Annotated in this window: 11 protein-coding genes; 5 read left to right on the top strand and 6 right to left on the bottom strand. The window is 42.0% G+C overall.

The features are described 5' to 3' along the window. The 3 genes from ACOVQQ_RS04360 to ACOVQQ_RS04350 form a co-directional block, all read right to left on the bottom strand. The coding region (locus ACOVQQ_RS04360; protein ID WP_421817114.1) for a hypothetical protein at positions 1–410 on the bottom strand (410 nt) is incomplete at its 3' end. A 192-nt stretch (positions 411–602) separates the two neighbouring features. Then, on the bottom strand, positions 603–1,364 hold the full coding sequence (locus tag ACOVQQ_RS04355) for an SIMPL domain-containing protein (RefSeq protein WP_421817113.1): 762 nt from the start codon (positions 1,362–1,364) through the stop codon (positions 603–605). Positions 1,365–1,455: 91 nt separating this feature from the next. Continuing rightward, positions 1,456–1,899 (bottom strand): nucleoside deaminase, encoded by a 444-nt coding sequence (locus ACOVQQ_RS04350; protein WP_421817112.1) that lies wholly within the window; start codon positions 1,897–1,899, stop codon positions 1,456–1,458. Positions 1,900–2,030: 131 nt separating this feature from the next. Here ACOVQQ_RS04350 and ACOVQQ_RS04345 point away from each other — a divergent pair, with 131 nt between their 5' ends. The 3 genes from ACOVQQ_RS04345 (at position 2,031) to ACOVQQ_RS04335 (ending at position 7,754) form a co-directional block, all read left to right on the top strand. Next, positions 2,031–4,262 carry a TonB-dependent receptor family protein gene (locus ACOVQQ_RS04345; RefSeq protein ID WP_421817111.1) on the top strand — a complete coding sequence of 744 codons (2,232 nt, stop codon included), beginning with the start codon at positions 2,031–2,033 and terminating at the stop codon, positions 4,260–4,262. A 378-nt stretch (positions 4,263–4,640) separates the two neighbouring features. Further along, entirely contained in the window at positions 4,641–6,422 is a 1,782-nt protein-coding gene (locus ACOVQQ_RS04340; protein WP_421817110.1) for a 1-deoxy-D-xylulose-5-phosphate synthase, read from the top strand. Between the two features lie 96 nt (positions 6,423–6,518). Beyond that, entirely contained in the window at positions 6,519–7,754 is a 1,236-nt protein-coding gene (locus ACOVQQ_RS04335; protein WP_421817109.1) for a TCR/Tet family MFS transporter, read from the top strand. Between the two features lie 417 nt (positions 7,755–8,171). Here the strand turns inward: ACOVQQ_RS04335 and ACOVQQ_RS04330 are convergent, their stop codons facing one another. Genes ACOVQQ_RS04330 through ACOVQQ_RS04320 form a run of 3 tightly spaced genes read right to left on the bottom strand, consistent with a single transcriptional unit; the run spans position 8,172 to position 13,064 of the window. Next, on the bottom strand, positions 8,172–10,361 hold the full coding sequence (locus tag ACOVQQ_RS04330) for a DUF7619 domain-containing protein (protein ID WP_421817108.1): 2,190 nt from the start codon (positions 10,359–10,361) through the stop codon (positions 8,172–8,174). 23 nt (positions 10,362–10,384) lie between these two features. Beyond that, entirely contained in the window at positions 10,385–12,613 is a 2,229-nt protein-coding gene (locus tag ACOVQQ_RS04325) for a DUF7619 domain-containing protein (RefSeq protein ID WP_421817107.1), read from the bottom strand. A gap of 4 nt (positions 12,614–12,617) precedes the next feature. Next, positions 12,618–13,064 carry an aspartyl protease family protein gene (locus ACOVQQ_RS04320; protein ID WP_421817106.1) on the bottom strand — a complete coding sequence of 149 codons (447 nt, stop codon included), beginning with the start codon at positions 13,062–13,064 and terminating at the stop codon, positions 12,618–12,620. A 498-nt stretch (positions 13,065–13,562) separates the two neighbouring features. Here ACOVQQ_RS04320 and ACOVQQ_RS04315 point away from each other — a divergent pair, with 498 nt between their 5' ends. Then, complete coding sequence (locus tag ACOVQQ_RS04315; RefSeq protein WP_421817105.1) at positions 13,563–14,888, top strand: M16 family metallopeptidase; 1,326 nt, start codon at positions 13,563–13,565, stop codon at positions 14,886–14,888. A gap of 7 nt (positions 14,889–14,895) precedes the next feature. Further along, positions 14,896–16,935 carry a M16 family metallopeptidase gene (locus ACOVQQ_RS04310; RefSeq protein ID WP_421817104.1) on the top strand — a complete coding sequence of 680 codons (2,040 nt, stop codon included), beginning with the start codon at positions 14,896–14,898 and terminating at the stop codon, positions 16,933–16,935. The last annotated feature ends 195 nt before the right edge of the window (positions 16,936–17,130 follow it).

Raw genomic sequence — 17,130 nt, 5'->3', positions numbered from 1 at the left:
AGAAATTTGGTTACTAAGACAAGGTTCTGATAAAGCAAAGAAGCGCGGTCGAAAGACCGCGCTTTTTTTATGCACATTTTTCTGGAAAAGTTTTTAGATGACGTTGAAATGTGGGAACGATTTTCTGCGTAAGGGACGGCAGCGGAAAGCTTGTTCAAATGGAGCTTTAGTGCTTGCGCTTTGATTTGGCGACCGCAGGAAGCCAAGAGCAAAGCTTGCAAGCGCTTAGCTCTTTTTGGACAACTTGGAGCGAACGGCGCGACCCCGCAGGGTGAAATATACGCGTAAGGATGCAAAAGCGGGGATACGCCCAAATAAGTTTTAATTCTATGTGCGTTGATTTCTTTCTTTCGAACAGTAGCTTTTTTGAGGAAGTGGTAATCGGGAGTATAAACGTAATTTAAATACAATAAAAAACCCCTTTTCTTGGGGAAAAGAGGTTTTCATTATTAAAAAATTTAAAACTAAAAAGTAGTAGCGATATCAATTTTGGGAACTGATAAAACCGAGGTAAATGTATTAATTTATAATGAATCTAATGTTAAATCGCAAAAAAGTTTGTGCCGATTTTTTCCTACAATTTTTTATTCCTTTGTTTTGATTTAGTCGAGTTCATATTCTAAACGCACGGTTATACGAGCCGTTTTGTTTTTTGAATACGTATCGTTAATTCCGCCGTAACTATCTTCTTCGGTGCTTCCTTGCCCTGTAATTTGAAATACGCCGAGTGTGGCCCGTTTCATTTTACCCAGATCGCCATTACCTGTTTCGACTATTTTTTCGGCGCGTTCGCGAGCGTCCTTTGTTGCGCTTTCAATAAGGCTCTGTTTTAGTCCAGGAAGTTTGGAGTAGGTGTATTGAACCGAGTTTGAACTTAATTCAACGCCACTATTAATTAGCTCCGAGGTTTTATTGGAAACCTGTTCTATGCGTTTCATTAAATCTGGGTTGTTTTTAGCCGAAAATACAATTGTTTGACGCGCTTCATAACCGTCGAAAACTTGAGTGTACTGATTTTGATAGGTGTTATTTGGATTTTCAATTCGTACTTCCCGAAACTTCTTTTCGAAGCTTATTGCTCCAAACGAAAACTCATTACTCTTGAATCCTTTTCCAATGAAGAAATTGGAAACTGTTTTTTGGTCGCTTGTAATTTTGTTATATGCTGTTTTGATATCTGGCGAGTTGGTAGTAAAACTTGCCGACCATAAAATTTCATCAGAAACAAAGTCTTTTGTTCCCAATCCGATGACAGAAATACTGTCTTCGTTCGCATTTCGATTCCGGAACGAACTGCCCAAAATAGCAGCAGTGGCAATCATGGCCACACCGATGATAGCCGTACTTAAAATTCGTTTATCCATTTGATAAAGTTTTGGTTAGGTGTTAGTATAACGCTAATTTTTCTAGTAACGTATAGCGAACATCGCGCCAAAATCTTCTAGGGAATTGAATTTAAATTCTTTTTTTTCGAAAAAAATCGAGTAGCAATTGCGATGCCTCAAATGCTAGCGTTCCGCTCGAAACTGTTGTTCTCGGATGTAATTGCGCTCCCATTGCTCGGTAGCCCCGCTTGCTGTCTTCTGCAGCATAAACTATCCGTGAAATCTGACTCCAATACAACGCTCCTGCACACATTTGGCAGGGTTCTAAGGTTACGTACAACGTACAGCCCGTCAGGTATTTTCCACCCAAATAATTAGCAGCAGCAGTGATTGCCTGCATTTCGGCATGCGCGGTAACATCGTGGAGCAGCTCGGTTAAATTGTGTCCGCGGGCAATTATGGTATTCTTTGTAACAATGACAGCACCAACCGGAATCTCATCGCGATCATAGGCTTGCCGTGCTTCAAATAAGGCCTGACGCATAAAATGTTCGTCGTCAAAAACTTCAATCATGCTTTTCTCGTAAGTAATCCTCAAAGTAAAGACGTCCGTCGATTAACAACGGAAAAAATTTTGTCAAAAAGCTTATTTTTATTTTGTCTAAATAAATTAGCCTGCTATTTTTGCACTCAAATTCTATGAAATTGAAATCACTCGCTGTATTCTCCGCCTTTTTGTTATCCGTCGCTGCATTTAGTCAAGATGCTGATCTCGCTTTAAATGATACCATCAAGCAGCTCGATAATGTAATTATTGAAACCACAACAAATACGGGTCGTATTATCGGACCAAAAGACAACATCATCTACAACGGAAAGAAATCTGAAGTATATGTTGTTTCTAATTTAACGGCTAATACGGCTAATAACAATGTTCGACAATCGCTCATTAAAGCACCAGGCTTGCAGATTTGGGAAAACGACGGCAGTGGCGTGCAAGTAAATATCGGCGCACGCGGTTTGAGCCCGAATCGCAGTTGGGAATTCAATGTGCGTCAGAATGGCTACGATATTTCATCAGATGTTTTCGGTTATCCGGAAGCCTATTACAATCCGCCGCTCGAAGCTGTTGAACGTATCGAGTTCGTGCGTGGTGGTGCTTCTCTACAATTCGGACCTCAATTTGGAGGAACTGTGAATTACATCTTGAAGAAGAATCACGACAAACCTTTCTCATTTACGACTTCAAACACGGTTGGTTCTTATGGTTTATTGAGTTCGTTTAATATGATCAGCGGAAAAGTGGGCAAATTCACGTACACCGCCTACAACCAATCGCGTAGTGGGAATGGCTGGCGCGACAACAACCGTTTTAATGTTCGCAATTCGCATGTTAATCTGGGATACGAGTTTAACGACAAGCACAAGCTACTTTTCGAATATACCAACATGAATTACGTGGTGCAACAGCCAGGAGGATTAACCGACGAGCAGTTTCGCACGGATGCGCAACAAAGTGCCCGCAAACGAAACTGGTTTAATGTGCCGTGGAATGTTTTCGCGCTGAAATACAACGTAGCTATAAACGAGTCTTTCTCCATTAACAACACCTTGTTCGGTTTGATTGGCGAACGTAACAGCGTAGGAAATACCGAACAAATAACAAATCCAGATGTAGTCGATCCAGCTACAAACGATTTTAAAAATCGTCGTCTTGATCGCGATTATTTCGCAAACATAGGTCTTGAATCGCGCGCTTTGTACAAATACCAACTTTTTAACCTCACCCAAAATTTAGCTTTCGGCGCTCGTGTGTACAACGCAAACACCGTTCGCAAGCAAAACGGACGCGGTACAACGGGCTTCGATTTCGATCTAACCGAGGTAGGCAATTACACCCGACGTCTTCATTTTAAAACCAATAACATCGCTTTATTTGCCGAAAACACATTTTCGTTCACCGAGAAACTTCGCGTAACGCCCGGCGTACGTATGGAGTATGTGGAAAACGTGGCAGTTGGACTATTTGCTGTAAATCAAGGCAATGGCGTTTATTTGCCAGAACAGCGAAACAACCGCAACTTTTTCTTGGCTGGAGTAGGAGTAGAGTACGACGTTACCAAGCGCATTCAAGCATACGGAAACATTTCGCAATCGTACCGTCCGGTTTTGTTTGGCGATCTAACCCCACCGGCAACAACCGATGTAGTCGATGAAAATCTAAAAGATGCTTCGGGCTACAACGTCGATCTGGGTGTTCGTGGAAAAATCCTTAAATTCTTCACTGCCGATGTGAGCTATTTTTATATGCGTTACAACGATCGTATTGGTGTAGTATCGCAATTTGTAGACAACAATCCAGCAAACGGTACCTTCCAGTTCAGAACTAATTTAGGTTCGAGCATTCACAAAGGTGTAGAATCGTCTTTAGACCTTAACGTTACCGAAGCATTCAAGCTTGCCGAACGTTTCGGAACGCTAAACATCTTCGGAACACTGTCTTGGATTAGCGCACGTTACAACGATTTCCGAGTAACTTCAACCACAGGAACGGCACCAAACGTTACGATTACCGAAACCAATTTGTCGGGCAATCGCGTAGAAAATGCACCGAGATATATTCATACCATCGGATTAACTTACACCAAATCGGGTTTTACTTTCTCGACTTCAGGCCGTTTCAATTCTGCAGTGTACACCGATGCACAAAATACGCTTGCACCTTCAGCAAATGGCAATGTGGGCAAACTCGATAAATACCAAGTTTTCGATGTGTCTCTAGCGTATAATTTCCTGAAAAAGTACACGGTTACCGCAGGTGCCTCGAACTTCACCGACGAAACCTATGCTACGCGTCGCGCAGGAGGTTATCCCGGACCTGGTATTTTGCCTGGCGAAGGCCGCACTTTTTACTTGGGCTTAACCGCCAGCTTCTAGAACTTTCAAAGTAAAATCACATATTTGGTGTGTAGATAATTGATTGTTTCTGATTTATTTGGGGGTGCCGGCGCTTAACGTGTCGGCCCTACAACTGTCTTGAAACTTCTAAAAGCGTGATCGATGAGCTTGGCGAAGCGCCGTCGCGCTATCCGTTATATCTTTTTGGCGTACGTTTTCTGGAAATTCATTTTCGCCAAAAAGGATATCACTGCTATCGCTCACCCGAAAACGCTACCCCAATCCGTTCTGTTTTAACAAGAGCTTTTAATCAACTAAACCTGATAGCGAGTTGCGACTAAATTCACCGACATTTTTCTAGGAATAATACACCACAGCAAAGCAACTTTTTCGAAGGCAGATTTTTACCTTTGAAAAATGAATGTACCTTTTCTAGATTCGTTGACATCCTTAGCCGATTTGCGAGCCGTAGCCGTCGAACGGTTGCCCGAAATAGCACAGGATTTACGCGATCGCATCATCAAAATCGTAGCTGCAAACGAAGGTCATTTAGGCGCAAGCTTAGGTGTGGTCGATCTTACCGTGGCACTGCACTATGTTTTCGATACGCCTAACGACCGACTGATCTGGGACGTGGGTCACCAAGCCTACGGACATAAAATGCTCACCGGTCGTTTAACGCAATTTCACACCAACCGTAAACTGGGCGGCATATCTGGTTTCCCGAAACGTTCGGAAAGCGAATTCGATGCGTTTGGCACCGGACATTCATCTACCGCTATTTCCGCAGCGCTCGGAATGGCTTTAGCCGCGCAACAGCAAAAAAAGTTCAGCCGCCAACACATCGCTGTTATTGGCGATGCATCCATAGCCGCTGGTATGGCTTTTGAAGCCTTGAATCACGCCGGAGAAACCAACGCTAATTTGCTAATCGTATTAAACGACAACAGCATTGGAATCGATCCGAGTGTCGGTGCACTCAAGCACTATTTAACCTCACTCGATCAAAACAATCAAACCGTACAAAATCTGTTTCAAAACCTGAACATCGCCTATTTTGGTCCGATCGATGGCCACGATTTACCGCAATTGGTTTCGGAACTCCGGGCACAAAAGCAGCAATCGGGCGTTCGCTTACTACACGTGCGAACTACCAAAGGAAAAGGACTCAAACCAGCCGAACTGAACCAGGTTTTGTACCATGCGCCAGGAAAATTCGATTACTTGACGGGAAAAGTTTACGAAAAAGACGAATCGCACCTGCCGTTAAAGTTCCAAGACGTTTTTGGAACTACCGTATTAGCACTACTCGAACAACATAAAGATATAATTGCCATAACTCCTGCAATGCCCTCGGGCAGCGGATTGAAAGCTGTGATCGATCGCTTTCCCGAAAATGTCATCGATGTCGGAATCGCCGAACAACACGCGGTAACGCTCGCTGCCGGATTTGCTTGCGAAGGCGTTAAAGTACTGTGTTGCATTTACTCGTCATTCTTACAACGAGCGTACGATCAGCTAATTCACGATGTAGCCATTCAAAATTTACCGGTCGTTTTCTGTATAGATCGCGCCGGTTTGGTGGGTGAAGACGGCGCAACACACCACGGAATTTTTGACCTAGCGATGTTGCGAACCGTTCCGAACGTAATTGTCGCGGCACCTAAAGATGAAATCGATTTACAACAACTCTTGTTTACTGCCGTGCATACGTCACAACCGTTCGCGATTCGCTACCCCAGAGCACGAGGCTTTATTCCCGAATGGCGTGCACCGCTTGCTTTCGAACGCATGGAAATAGGAAAAGCAAAACAAGTACGCCACGGAAAACGTATAGCAGTATTTTCGACCGGAACCATTTTTCATGAAGTCGAATCAGCTTTTCAACAGCTCGAAAATGAAGCGATAGCACACGTACATTTTCCGTTTGTAAAACCGCTCGACCGCAACGCGATTGAATCGGTGGCGGCACAATTTGAAGTAATCATTACCGTTGAAGACGGCGTTGCTGCCGGTGGTTTTGGTTCGGCGGTACTCGAACTTTTGAGCGAATTGAACTTCCAAGGGCGCACACAAATCATTGGAATTCCCGATGTATTTATTGAACACGGCAGCATACCAGAGTTGCGCAAATTAGCCGGTATCGATGCCCATACTATTGCCGAGAGCATAAAGAAGTTCTCGTCCAACAATGGTTAAAAACGCAGCAATTTTACGCGCTTCGCAAATAAAGCTTTTCTTTGTGCTGGCATTTGCAACAACTGCGAAAAGCTGTAAATCTGGAAAAGTTTTGCTATGAAATCATCTTCGAAAAGTGCAGCAATTGGATTTATATTCATAACCATGCTCATCGACATCACCGGTTGGGGAATCATTATTCCCGTTATACCAAAGCTTATCGGTGAATTAATTAATGGCGATATTTCCGAAGCTTCTAAATACGGCGGTTGGCTTACGTTTGCCTACGCCATCACACAGTTTTTGTTTGCACCACTCATTGGAAATTTGAGTGATAAGTACGGCCGACGCCCAATTATACTCATCTCGCTTTTTGGCTTCTCGCTCGATTATCTGTTGCTGTCGCTAGCACCAAACATCACTTGGCTTTTTATTGGTCGGATTTTGGCAGGTGTTACCGGAGCGAGTATTACCACGGCTTCGGCATATATTGCCGACGTGAGTACGCCTGAAAACAGAGCTAAGAATTTTGGGATGATCGGTGCTGCATTCGGACTTGGTTTTATTATCGGACCCGTTATTGGTGGTTTACTCGGTCAGTTTGGTTCTCGTGTGCCGTTTTATGCGGCCGGAGTTTTATGCATGCTCAACTTTTTGTACGGTTATTTTATTTTACCCGAATCGCTAAAACCCGAGAATCGTCGAAACTTCGAATGGAAACTAGCCAATCCGGCGGGTGCTTTTCTCAATTTAAAGCGTTATCCCAAACTAATCGGTTTAATTTTAGCTATTTTCTTGCTGTACGTGGGTTCACATGCCGTGCACAGCAACTGGAGTTTCTTCACTATTTATAAATTTGGTTGGAGCGAAAAAATGGTGGGCTTGTCGCTAGGTATGGTAGGACTGTTGGTAGCCATCGTTCAAGGCGGATTAATACGCTGGATAAACCCGAAATTAGGAAACGAACGCAGCATTTATTTAGGCTTGCTGCTGTACACTTTCGGGATGTTTTTGTTTGCATTAGCCACCGAAAGTTGGATGATGTTTGCCTTTCTAATCCCGTACTGTTTGGGCGGAATTGCGGGTCCGGCTTTACAAGCAGTGGTATCGGGTCAGGTTCCTGCCAACGAACAAGGCGAAATTCAAGGAACGCTTACTAGTTTAATGAGTGCTAGTTCGATTATCGGACCGCCATTGATGGCATCGACTTTTTATTTCTTCACACACGACGGCGCGCCTTTTCAATTTGCGGGTGCTCCCTTCGTTTTAGGAGGTTTTCTCATGTTATTGAGCACTTTGGTTGCCTACTTTTCCATTAAGCGAACCGCACGAATTGCCGCAGCTGATAAGTAAAAGTATTAGGTTTTCAATGTATCCTTAGTTTTTTTGGGCGTTCCTCGCCAAAATGTCCGCCTCCGCTAGAGCTACGGTGCACATTTCGGCAAGTCCGGCTTTCGCCCATAGTCCTCGCTTCTGAGCTTTATCGGAGACGTATCTCGTCGCTGCGGGCTATTTGGCTCTATCCGTAACGCGAAAAATCGTAATTCAAAAACGTCTTTTTGGTAACGTATGTTGCACAAGGGATTGCAACGGAAAGCCGTGGTTGCTAAAAGCGATTGAAAACCCGTGCCGTTGTGGCGACCAAAGGAAGCCGGAACGGCGCGCGGTTGAAACGCTTGTAGCAGCTGCGCCTTGCAGTGAAAAGCCCGACCTGCCGCAGCGGTATTTCCACTACATTTTTTGCGGCAGGATGTGCCCAAATAGATAGATTTACTCTTTTACCAACTTATAGCTGAGCGTTCCGGTAGGTGTTGAGAGTTTGAGAATGTAAATGCCGCTAGGCCAAGTGTGCGCTTGAATGTGTAGGTTTCCGTTAACCGATTTCGCGTTGCTCACTTTCCTGCCGAGTAGATCGTACACCTGAGCGTCGATGATTGTTTCTGGATTTGCTAAAGTAAGCTCGAAAACATCGGTAACCGGATTGGTGTAAAACTGCACGAGAGGTTGAGTCTCGTCGACGCTTAATTGCTCCACAAAAGTGGTTGTCCACACAGGCGTAACAATCGCCGGATTGAAATCGAAGTAGATTTCGGCTCTATTTTCAATTACAGTACCTACTTGAAATCCTGCTGTTGGCGATACTTTATACTTAAAATACCCATGCCCAATGTTGGTATTTTCTTGTGATGGCGGTAAATCGATGTTATTAAAAACAACCGTTATTTGATTGCCATTTTGTTGTAACTGGTATCGGTGACTTGCATCGATTGGTGTAAACGAAAGGGCATCGACATTAGTTGGTAAGGTATTTTCAAGTCGGACCGTTTCGGCGGGACCGTTTCCAGTGTTCTCAAATCGTATGGTGTATTCGAGTTCTTCGCCACTTGGCCAAGTTGCGAATACCACTTCGGGTCCGTGTTTTTCGCTTATGTCGTTGGGATCGTACGAGCCAATTACCATCTGCGTTAAAGTGCTGATGTTGTCGGTCGGGTTTACGTCGTTTTCGGCAACTAATGTAGCTGTTGTTGTTACGTAGTCACCTAGTTGTATGTTTGGTATGGTGTTGAATTGAACTTCGAAAGGCAAAACTGCTTGTTCGAAAGGTGCAAGCGTAATATTTGTCTTTTGAAAACCGTCGGCAGTGGCTATGCAAGTATTGCAATAACTTACTAGAGTTGAATTCTCTGGTTTTTGAACGTTGAGCACTGCATTTACGATTGGTAAGGACCCTATGTTTTTCACTTTTACCTCGTAGTATCTTGTAAATCCAGGCGAAGGTGTTTGATAGCTTATTAATGAAACCGCTCCATTTATTTCGGGTATCGAAGTTATCGGAAAAAAATAGGTTGTTGTGCTACCTGCAACAGGATTTATATCCAAAAAAGAAGTCTCGCATGAAAACAATGGTAAAGATCCATCGTTAACTTGATATGAAAAGCCATAAGTGGTATTAGATACTGAGTTATAAACGTAAGTTCCTGTATCAGAGTATAGCTCCAGTTCTGTGCCATCGGAACCAGAAATTAAGAATTTTCCTTCAGTAAATAAGGGTTCGTCATCACTCTTTACGCCATTTCCATCCCAATCAACAAAAGCGATCAACTCAAAGGCTGAATAAAATACTTGAAGGTTTATGCTGGCTGAGCCTACAAATCCGCCATTAATATGGAATATACTGTACTGAAGATTGTATATTCCTGCGGGCGTTCCAGGCAATGCACTTATAGTTCCGTTTGCGTTAAGGTTAAAATTATCCCAGCCTTCGCCAGTTTTTTCAAGATAAACTTGTTGCTGAATTACAGGGAAGGTTAGCGATTGAAAATTCAAATAATCGTTAGCGTAGACGGAAGTACTTGATGTTACAATTTCGATTTCGCTGGTTGTCAGCGTGATTGTGTCGTCAAAAGCTGAGGCAGAAGGTACAACTTGCATTGAAACTGAACTTATACAATCAGAAGCATCGGTAACTGTGCAAGTAATTATGGATGCTTGACTATTGGATGGAATTGTGAGAGTGCTTGTACTTCCTTCTGTAACTACAGTTCCTTGAATACTCCAAGTAAATGTAAAAGGAGCAGTACCTCCTGATTCAACAGAACAAATGGCACTACTTGTTGGCGCATCAAGGGTAGTCGCTCCAGATAAAATTAAAGGACTTATTAAGATAGTCAGTGCTTCAATTGAAATTTCTTGCGTGTTTGTGTTAACTATTCTTAAGTACAAAGTCATAGACGTTGTAATTACAATACCTACAGGTATTAGATTGGTGTTTTCTAGTGCACCAGCAGTTGTTTGGTGCAATGTATAGGTATGAATTGAAGGATCATAATTGCTAAAAGTAGTCTCTAACAAATCAGGCGAGCTGACCCATAAATTACAAACAGTAATAGTTGTTCCACTATTTTGCCCAAAACCGCTCAAGTGTGCTAGTAGAATTAAAAAGCATAAAAGTTTTTTCATATCCGTTTAGTTTTTAATTCGGGCTAGCGTTTAAGTAGTTTTATGTGCTCAATCTCTTCTCCCGACTGTAGTTTCAATAAATAAATGCCACTGCTCCAATTTTGGGTATCCACCAACAGTTTACCATCCTTTGATTTAGCTGTTGCTAGCAACGAACCTGTTAAGTCGTATACAGCAGCGGTTGCCATGGCGTTGTTGTTTGTTAATGTTAACTCAAAAACATCAGTAACCGGATTGGTGTAAAATTGAATCAGCTTTTCTTTCCTTGGAACACTTAATTGTTCAACAAATTTGGTATTCCAAGTCGGTGTAATTATAGCTGGATTGAAATCGAAGTATATTTCAGCAGCATCTTGAATTTCAGTGCCAACGTCAAAACCAGCGGTCGGCTTCACGCGATACGTTACAAATCCGTTTCCAACGGTTTCGCTACCGTTAGAAGGCGGTAAATTGATGTTGTTAAACTTGTAAATTAATTTATTTCCAACAAGCGATTTCATATACGAATGACTGCTCGCCACAACTTGTAATGTCGATGCATGTAAACCGGCAGGCAATAAATTTTCGATACGCACATTTTGAGCTGGCCCGTTACCCGTATTTTCAAATCGAATGGTGTAAGTCAGATAATCGTCTTCTGAAAAATCATCGATATCTATCTCGGGACCGTGCGCTTCGGTAATGTCGTTCGGATCATACGACCCCATAAAAATCCCTTCAAACACAGAGGTGTTGTTATTTGTAAACGGATCATCTGCCACAGTTACAGTTGCCGACATTTCGAATGGTTCTTCCAGAACTACTTCGGGTATGCTCGCAAATTGCAAGGTTCCAGTTATCGATTGACTGCTGTAAGCTGCTAGCGTATTCAAGGTCAAAGTAAAACCGAAAGGCGTTGGCGTTGCACCCGCAGGATAGGTCAAGATAGTCGACTGTGTCGGTTTGTAAAAATTAATTTCTAATGCACTTACATTTGTGTAACTGTTGTTTTGAACTTTTAGCCTGTAAGAACGCGTGAAACCCGGGGTTGCGTCAATAGCAAAAGTAGTTACTGAAACATCATTGGGAAGTGGCGCGTTGAGCGGAAATAAAAATTCTTGCGCAGGTTGCGAATAGTCTATCACTACATCCTCGTAAAACGTCGAACAGCTGATTTCGCTGGCAGACGCACACAGGTTTGCGTACGACAAGTCGTTAATTCCAGGTTGCAACTCTAAAATAGTCGATTGCTCTTTGTGCACCGGAATCATAACGTTCATGCTCGATAATCCGACCACATTTCCAAAGTAACCGCGGCCGTAGATCGGCTCGTCGACTTCTTTAAGACCATTTTGATTGACATCAATAAAGCCTGTGAGTTTTGTGGCTTTATCCGAAACGGTTACCGTAATTACTCCTATGCCCAAATTTGTTGAATCAGAATCCTTGATAAGTGAATAGTTAAGTGTATAGGTTCCCGGAGCTGTTTCTGGTTGTGTAGAAATTCGCCCATCTGCTAGAAGCATAAAATTTTCCCAAGCACCGCCCTGCGTTTGAATGGTAAACGACTCGTCGGAAACAGTATATAATGTCTGGTTGTTATATACGTCGTTATCTAAAATACTTCTGTAAGAAACCAAACCTTCTGGAGTGCTTGTGTACAGCTGTATTTCGTCGTTCTTTACCTGCGCAGATGCGGGTTGTGTGCTAATACCATCTAATACTATTCGACAACCCATAACGTCGGTTACTACACAGGATAAATGATCACTGGAGTAAGAACACAAATCCAGAGAAGCGTTATTTTCGCCATAAATTGGTAAACCTGCAAGAAACCATTGATAAGTGTAAGGTGTTTTTCCTCCCTCGACATCAACGAAAATAATGCCTTGAGGATAATCTGCTGTACTCAATAACGTTCCAGAAAGCAGCGGTCGTAGGTTTAACAAATCTACACCTATATCTCCCGACACAATATTTTCCGATCGTATATAAAGAATATAATTTCCATCAGTAATAACGTAATTATTCGGATTTGCTATGGGATTAATATTATTTAGTGCATCCAACTCCGATTCAAAAAGCGACAAAATATACGAGCTTGGTGGCGTATAAAAAGTACTCATCACAGATATAACATTATAGCCGCCCGTTTCGCAATTCATAAAAATACTTGGAAAAGCCGGCGGTGGCGGAGATTGAGCCTCCAAAGTCTGCTGCCCGTAACCTATAAAACTGAATAAAATAAGTAAATATCGTAGTGCTTGCTTCATAGGCTTATTTCTTAATAATCAAAAGTATAATTTTATTTTCATAATCAATCACAGCTTTGTATTTTTTCAATATATCATTTCCAATAATTCCCTGGACAGCTTCTTGGTTGACCGTCGCAAATGTTTGATTTACCGTCTCCAAATCTATCGTTAGAAACGATGCCTGGTCAATCCGCCATTTGCCCAACTCGAAAACGTTCTTTTTAGAGATTTCTGTCGGCATCGGAACATCAGTAATCGCGCGAATTTCAAAGCGACTTTTCCGCATCCTGAGCTGAAAATACGGAGCGTAATACATTCCAACACAACTTATCGCAGCACCGGTGTCGATTATAAAAACACCACTCTTTCCATTAATTTTCCCTTTCACTAATAAGTGTCCCGTTTTCGAGAAACTAAACTTTACTCCAATCCGATTCACCAGCAATTTTTTTCGTTGTTCCTTTTTCATACCGCCAAAAATAAGGGCAATCTTTCAAGTCTGATTACGGTTTTTCCTCATTTTTTGGGCGTTTCGGCAAAAGCATTTTGTGGAAATATAGCTAACTTTTGCCGCCGCGCCTTCCGCTGTATCTTTTTTGTTCCGCGAAGCTCCAAAAAAAGGATGTCGCTGCAGTCGCTAACGCATGAAAGAGTGCTAAATTTTTGTTATGAAAACGTTTGCGCTCACAAAAATTTTACCTTTACGACCAAATTTCGAGAAAGTAGGACATCTAAGTTGAGAATTTTCAGCTAAAACATGAGTTGGTAAGCTGTCTAGCTCGTGTTCTTATTATAAAAAAATAAGTTTAAATGGCAGGAGTTTTTATAGCTGGCCAACTAAATTTTAACAGTATAAAAAAATGAAATTCAAACATTTAGATAAATTTACCAACCGATCTTTAGTTTTGACGTAACTTTTGCGTCGAAATGTGTACCAATGTATCAATTCATCAAAATTATTAACCTTATGAAAAACTCTTTAATGGCTTTAGGTGCTGCTCTAATGCTAGGAGGTGTTGCTTCGGCGCAAAAAGTTGCTTTCGAAGAATACGATCTGGATAACGGCATGCACGTGATCTTGCACAAAGACACGTCGGCCCCTACTGTAATCACATCTGTAATGTACCACGTCGGTGCAAAAGACGAACAACCTGATCGCACCGGATTTGCTCACTTCTTCGAACACTTACTATTCGAAGGTACCCAAAACATTAAACGAGGCGAATGGTTTAAAATCGTTACGTCTAACGGAGGTGTAAACAATGCAAACACAACCGAAGACCGCACCTACTATTACGAAGTTTTCCCTTCTAACAGCCTTGAACTCGGTTTGTGGATGGAATCGGAACGTTTGCGCCATCCGGTAATCAACCAAATTGGTGTAGATACACAAAATGAGGTGGTTAAAGAAGAAAAGCGCTTGCGATACGACAATTCTCCATACGGACAGTTGCTTCCAGAAGTTAAGAAGCACATGTTTAAAAATCACCCATACCGCTGGACAACCATCGGTTCTATGGAGCACCTCGACGCAGCAAAGCTTGAAGAATTCCAAGCTTTCAACAAAAAGTTCTACGTGCCTAACAATGCCGTTTTAGTAGTTGCTGGTGATATCGATATTCCACAAGCAAAAAAATGGATTCAGCAATATTTTGGTTCAATTCCAAAAGGAGCGCCAGTAACGCGCCAGACCTATACTGAAGAGCCAATCACTCAAACAATTAACGCGTCTTTTGAAGATCCAAACATTCAAATTCCAATGGTTGTTGCGGCATACCGCACGCCTTCAATGAAAACACGCGATGCACGAGTTTTAGACCTAATTTCTACTATCCTTAGCGACGGAAAATCGTCTCGTCTGTACAAGAAAATTGTAGACGATCAGAAAAAAGCACTTCAAGTAGGCGCTTTTAACTACAGCCAAGAAGATTACGGAACATATATTCTTTACGGTTTGCCACAAGCTCCTGCAACAACCGCGGATCTACTCGCTGAAGTTGATGCTGAAATCGTGAAATTGCAAACAGAACTGATTTCCGAGAAAGAATACCAAAAACTAATGAACAAGTATGAAAACGACTACGTAAACAAAAACGCAAGCGTAGAAGGAATTGCCGATAATTTGGCAACATACTACATGCTTTATAAAGATGTTAACTTGATTAACACTGAAATCGAAATGTACCGCTCTATAACAAGAGAGGAAATCCGCGATATCGCTAAGAAGTATTTAAACCCAAATCAGCGTTTGGTTTTAAACTATGTACCAGCTAAAGATAAAGCACAAAACTAACAGCATCATGAAAAAGACATTTTTATTAATAGCCGGCTTGTTTTTCACGGTACTTATGCAAGCACAAAATTTCCCACAACCACAACCAGGACCATCACCTGCGATCAAAATCGGAAAGCCTGAAACCTTCGAACTTAAAAACGGTTTGAAAGTGTTGGTTGTAGAAAATCACAAACTACCACGTGTATCGTTTAGTTTAAGTATCGACATTGCTCCTTACGCGGAAGGCGACAAAAAAGGCGTTTCGGATATGTTGAGCGCTTTGATGGGAACAGGTACTACCAAAACTTCAAAAGACGCCTTCAACGAAGAAGTTGATTTCTTAGGTGCAAACATCAACTTGTATTCAGGTGGTGCTTCTGCATACGCCCTTTCTAAATACGCTGGTCGTGTCTTAGAACTTATGGCAGAAGGAGCTTTAATGCCAAAATTCACGCAAGAAGAATTCGACAAGCAAAAAGAGAAAATGATCGAAGGCTTGAAAAGCGACGAGAAAAGCGTACCTGCTACAGCCTCACGCGTGAATTCGGTACTTACATTCGGAAAAAATCATCCAAACGGCGAATACCTTTCTGAAGCAACCCTTAACAACGTAACGCTTCAAGATGTCATCAACAACTACAACACGTACTATGTTCCAGGAAATGCGTACCTCGTTATTGTTGGCGATGTTAAAGTGAAAGAAGTTAAGAAAATGGTTGAGAAACTTTTCGGTGGCTGGAAAAAAGCTACAGCACCAAGCGTTTCTTACCCAGATCCAAAAGATGTTCAGTACACGCAAATCAACTTTGTTGACATGCCAAACGCTGTACAATCGGAAGTAGCATTGATTAATCTGTCTAACTTGAAAATGACAGATCCAGATTATTTCCCAACAATCATCGCAAACCAAATTTTCGGTGGCGATTTCAACAGCTACATCAACATGAACCTGCGTGAAGCACACGGATGGACATACGGCGCACGCTCAGATATTGGCTCTGGTAAATACATCAGTAGTTTCGAAGCTTCTACGCAAGTGCGTAATACTGTAACCGATTCAACGGTAGTTGAGATTCTTAAAGAATTAAAGAGAATCCGCACTGAAGACGTAACTGAAGAAATGTTAAATAACGTAAAAGCAGGTTATATTGGTCGTTTTGTAATGAACATCCAAAAACCACAAACCATTGCATCTTTTGCATTGCGTACACGTACACAAAATTTACCTGCCGATTTCTACGAAAATTACATCAAAAGCATTCAAGCAGTAACTGTTGCCGATGTGAAACGTGCAGCTAACAAATATTTCTCTTACGACAACGCACGTTTAGTGATTGTTGGTAAAGGAAGCGATGTTTTGCCAGCGCTCGAAAAACTGAAAATTCCAATCTTCTATTTTGATAAATATGGAAATCCAGTTGATAAACCTGCACCGAAAAAAGAAATTCCTGCCGGCGTAACTGCAAAAACAGTTTTAGCGAAGTATATCGATGCTATCGGAGGTCAAAAAGCAGTTTCTGCTGTAAAATCAATCGCAGTTTCAGGTAGCGGATCTGCTCAAGGAATGACACTAGGTTATTTCAAAAAAGCAACCACTGCTGGAAAATCTCTTGAAGGTTTAAGCGTTATGGGACAACAAATGAAAAAAGTATTCGACGGAAAGACCGGATACCAGTCTCAAGGCCCACAAAAAATGCCGATGGAAGCCGACGAAATTGCAAGCATGAAATATTACGCACAACCATTCCCAGAGTTAACTTTGGCAAACAATCCAGATGTTAAACTGGTAGGAATTGAAAACGTAAACGGTTCTGATGCATACGTGATCCAAGACGGTGACACTAAATTGTTCTACGACATGACTTCCGGACTTAAAGTTATGGAAAGTAATGAGGTAGATGCAGGCGGTCAAAAAATGACAGTAAGCTCGCCATTCAGCGATTACCGCGATGTGAAAGGAGTGAAATTTCCTTTCAAAACCGCAATCAATGTAGGTATTGAAATCGATATAACAATTAGTGAAGTGAAAATCAATGAAGGAGTAACCGACGCTGATTTCCAATAAACCAATCACAACTCACCCAAAAAGGCTGTTCGTTTCGGACAGCCTTTTTTATTGCTGTTCAATAAAATCCGCTGTGCCGCGTTTCTTTATATTTGCAGACCATTCCAATTGTATGAGAATTCTAATCTATTTGTTGCTCGTTCCTTTTTTCTGCTCATTCGCTCAAAACAACAGCAGATGGACCGGCTATTTTTC

The sequence above is a fragment of the Flavobacterium sp. genome (genome assembly GCF_049240005.1).
Lineage (GTDB): Bacteria > Bacteroidota > Bacteroidia > Flavobacteriales > Flavobacteriaceae > Flavobacterium.
This window is presented reverse-complemented; position numbering and strand designations above follow the sequence as displayed.

Bases quoted from the DNA above. Each gene is read 5' to 3' on its own strand.
- ACOVQQ_RS04355 (WP_421817113.1), bottom strand. From the start codon at position 1,364: ATGGATAAACGAATTTTAAGTACGGCTATCATCGGTGTGGCCATGATT.
- ACOVQQ_RS04350 (WP_421817112.1), bottom strand. From the start codon at position 1,899: ATGATTGAAGTTTTTGACGACGAACATTTTATGCGTCAGGCCTTATTT.
- ACOVQQ_RS04340 (WP_421817110.1), top strand. From the start codon at position 4,641: ATGAATGTACCTTTTCTAGATTCGTTGACATCCTTAGCCGATTTGCGA.
- ACOVQQ_RS04335 (WP_421817109.1), top strand. From the start codon at position 6,519: ATGAAATCATCTTCGAAAAGTGCAGCAATTGGATTTATATTCATAACC.
- ACOVQQ_RS04330 (WP_421817108.1), bottom strand. From the start codon at position 10,361: ATGAAAAAACTTTTATGCTTTTTAATTCTACTAGCACACTTGAGCGGT.
- ACOVQQ_RS04325 (WP_421817107.1), bottom strand. From the start codon at position 12,613: ATGAAGCAAGCACTACGATATTTACTTATTTTATTCAGTTTTATAGGT.
- ACOVQQ_RS04320 (WP_421817106.1), bottom strand. From the start codon at position 13,064: ATGAAAAAGGAACAACGAAAAAAATTGCTGGTGAATCGGATTGGAGTA.
- ACOVQQ_RS04315 (WP_421817105.1), top strand. From the start codon at position 13,563: ATGAAAAACTCTTTAATGGCTTTAGGTGCTGCTCTAATGCTAGGAGGT.
- ACOVQQ_RS04310 (WP_421817104.1), top strand. From the start codon at position 14,896: ATGAAAAAGACATTTTTATTAATAGCCGGCTTGTTTTTCACGGTACTT.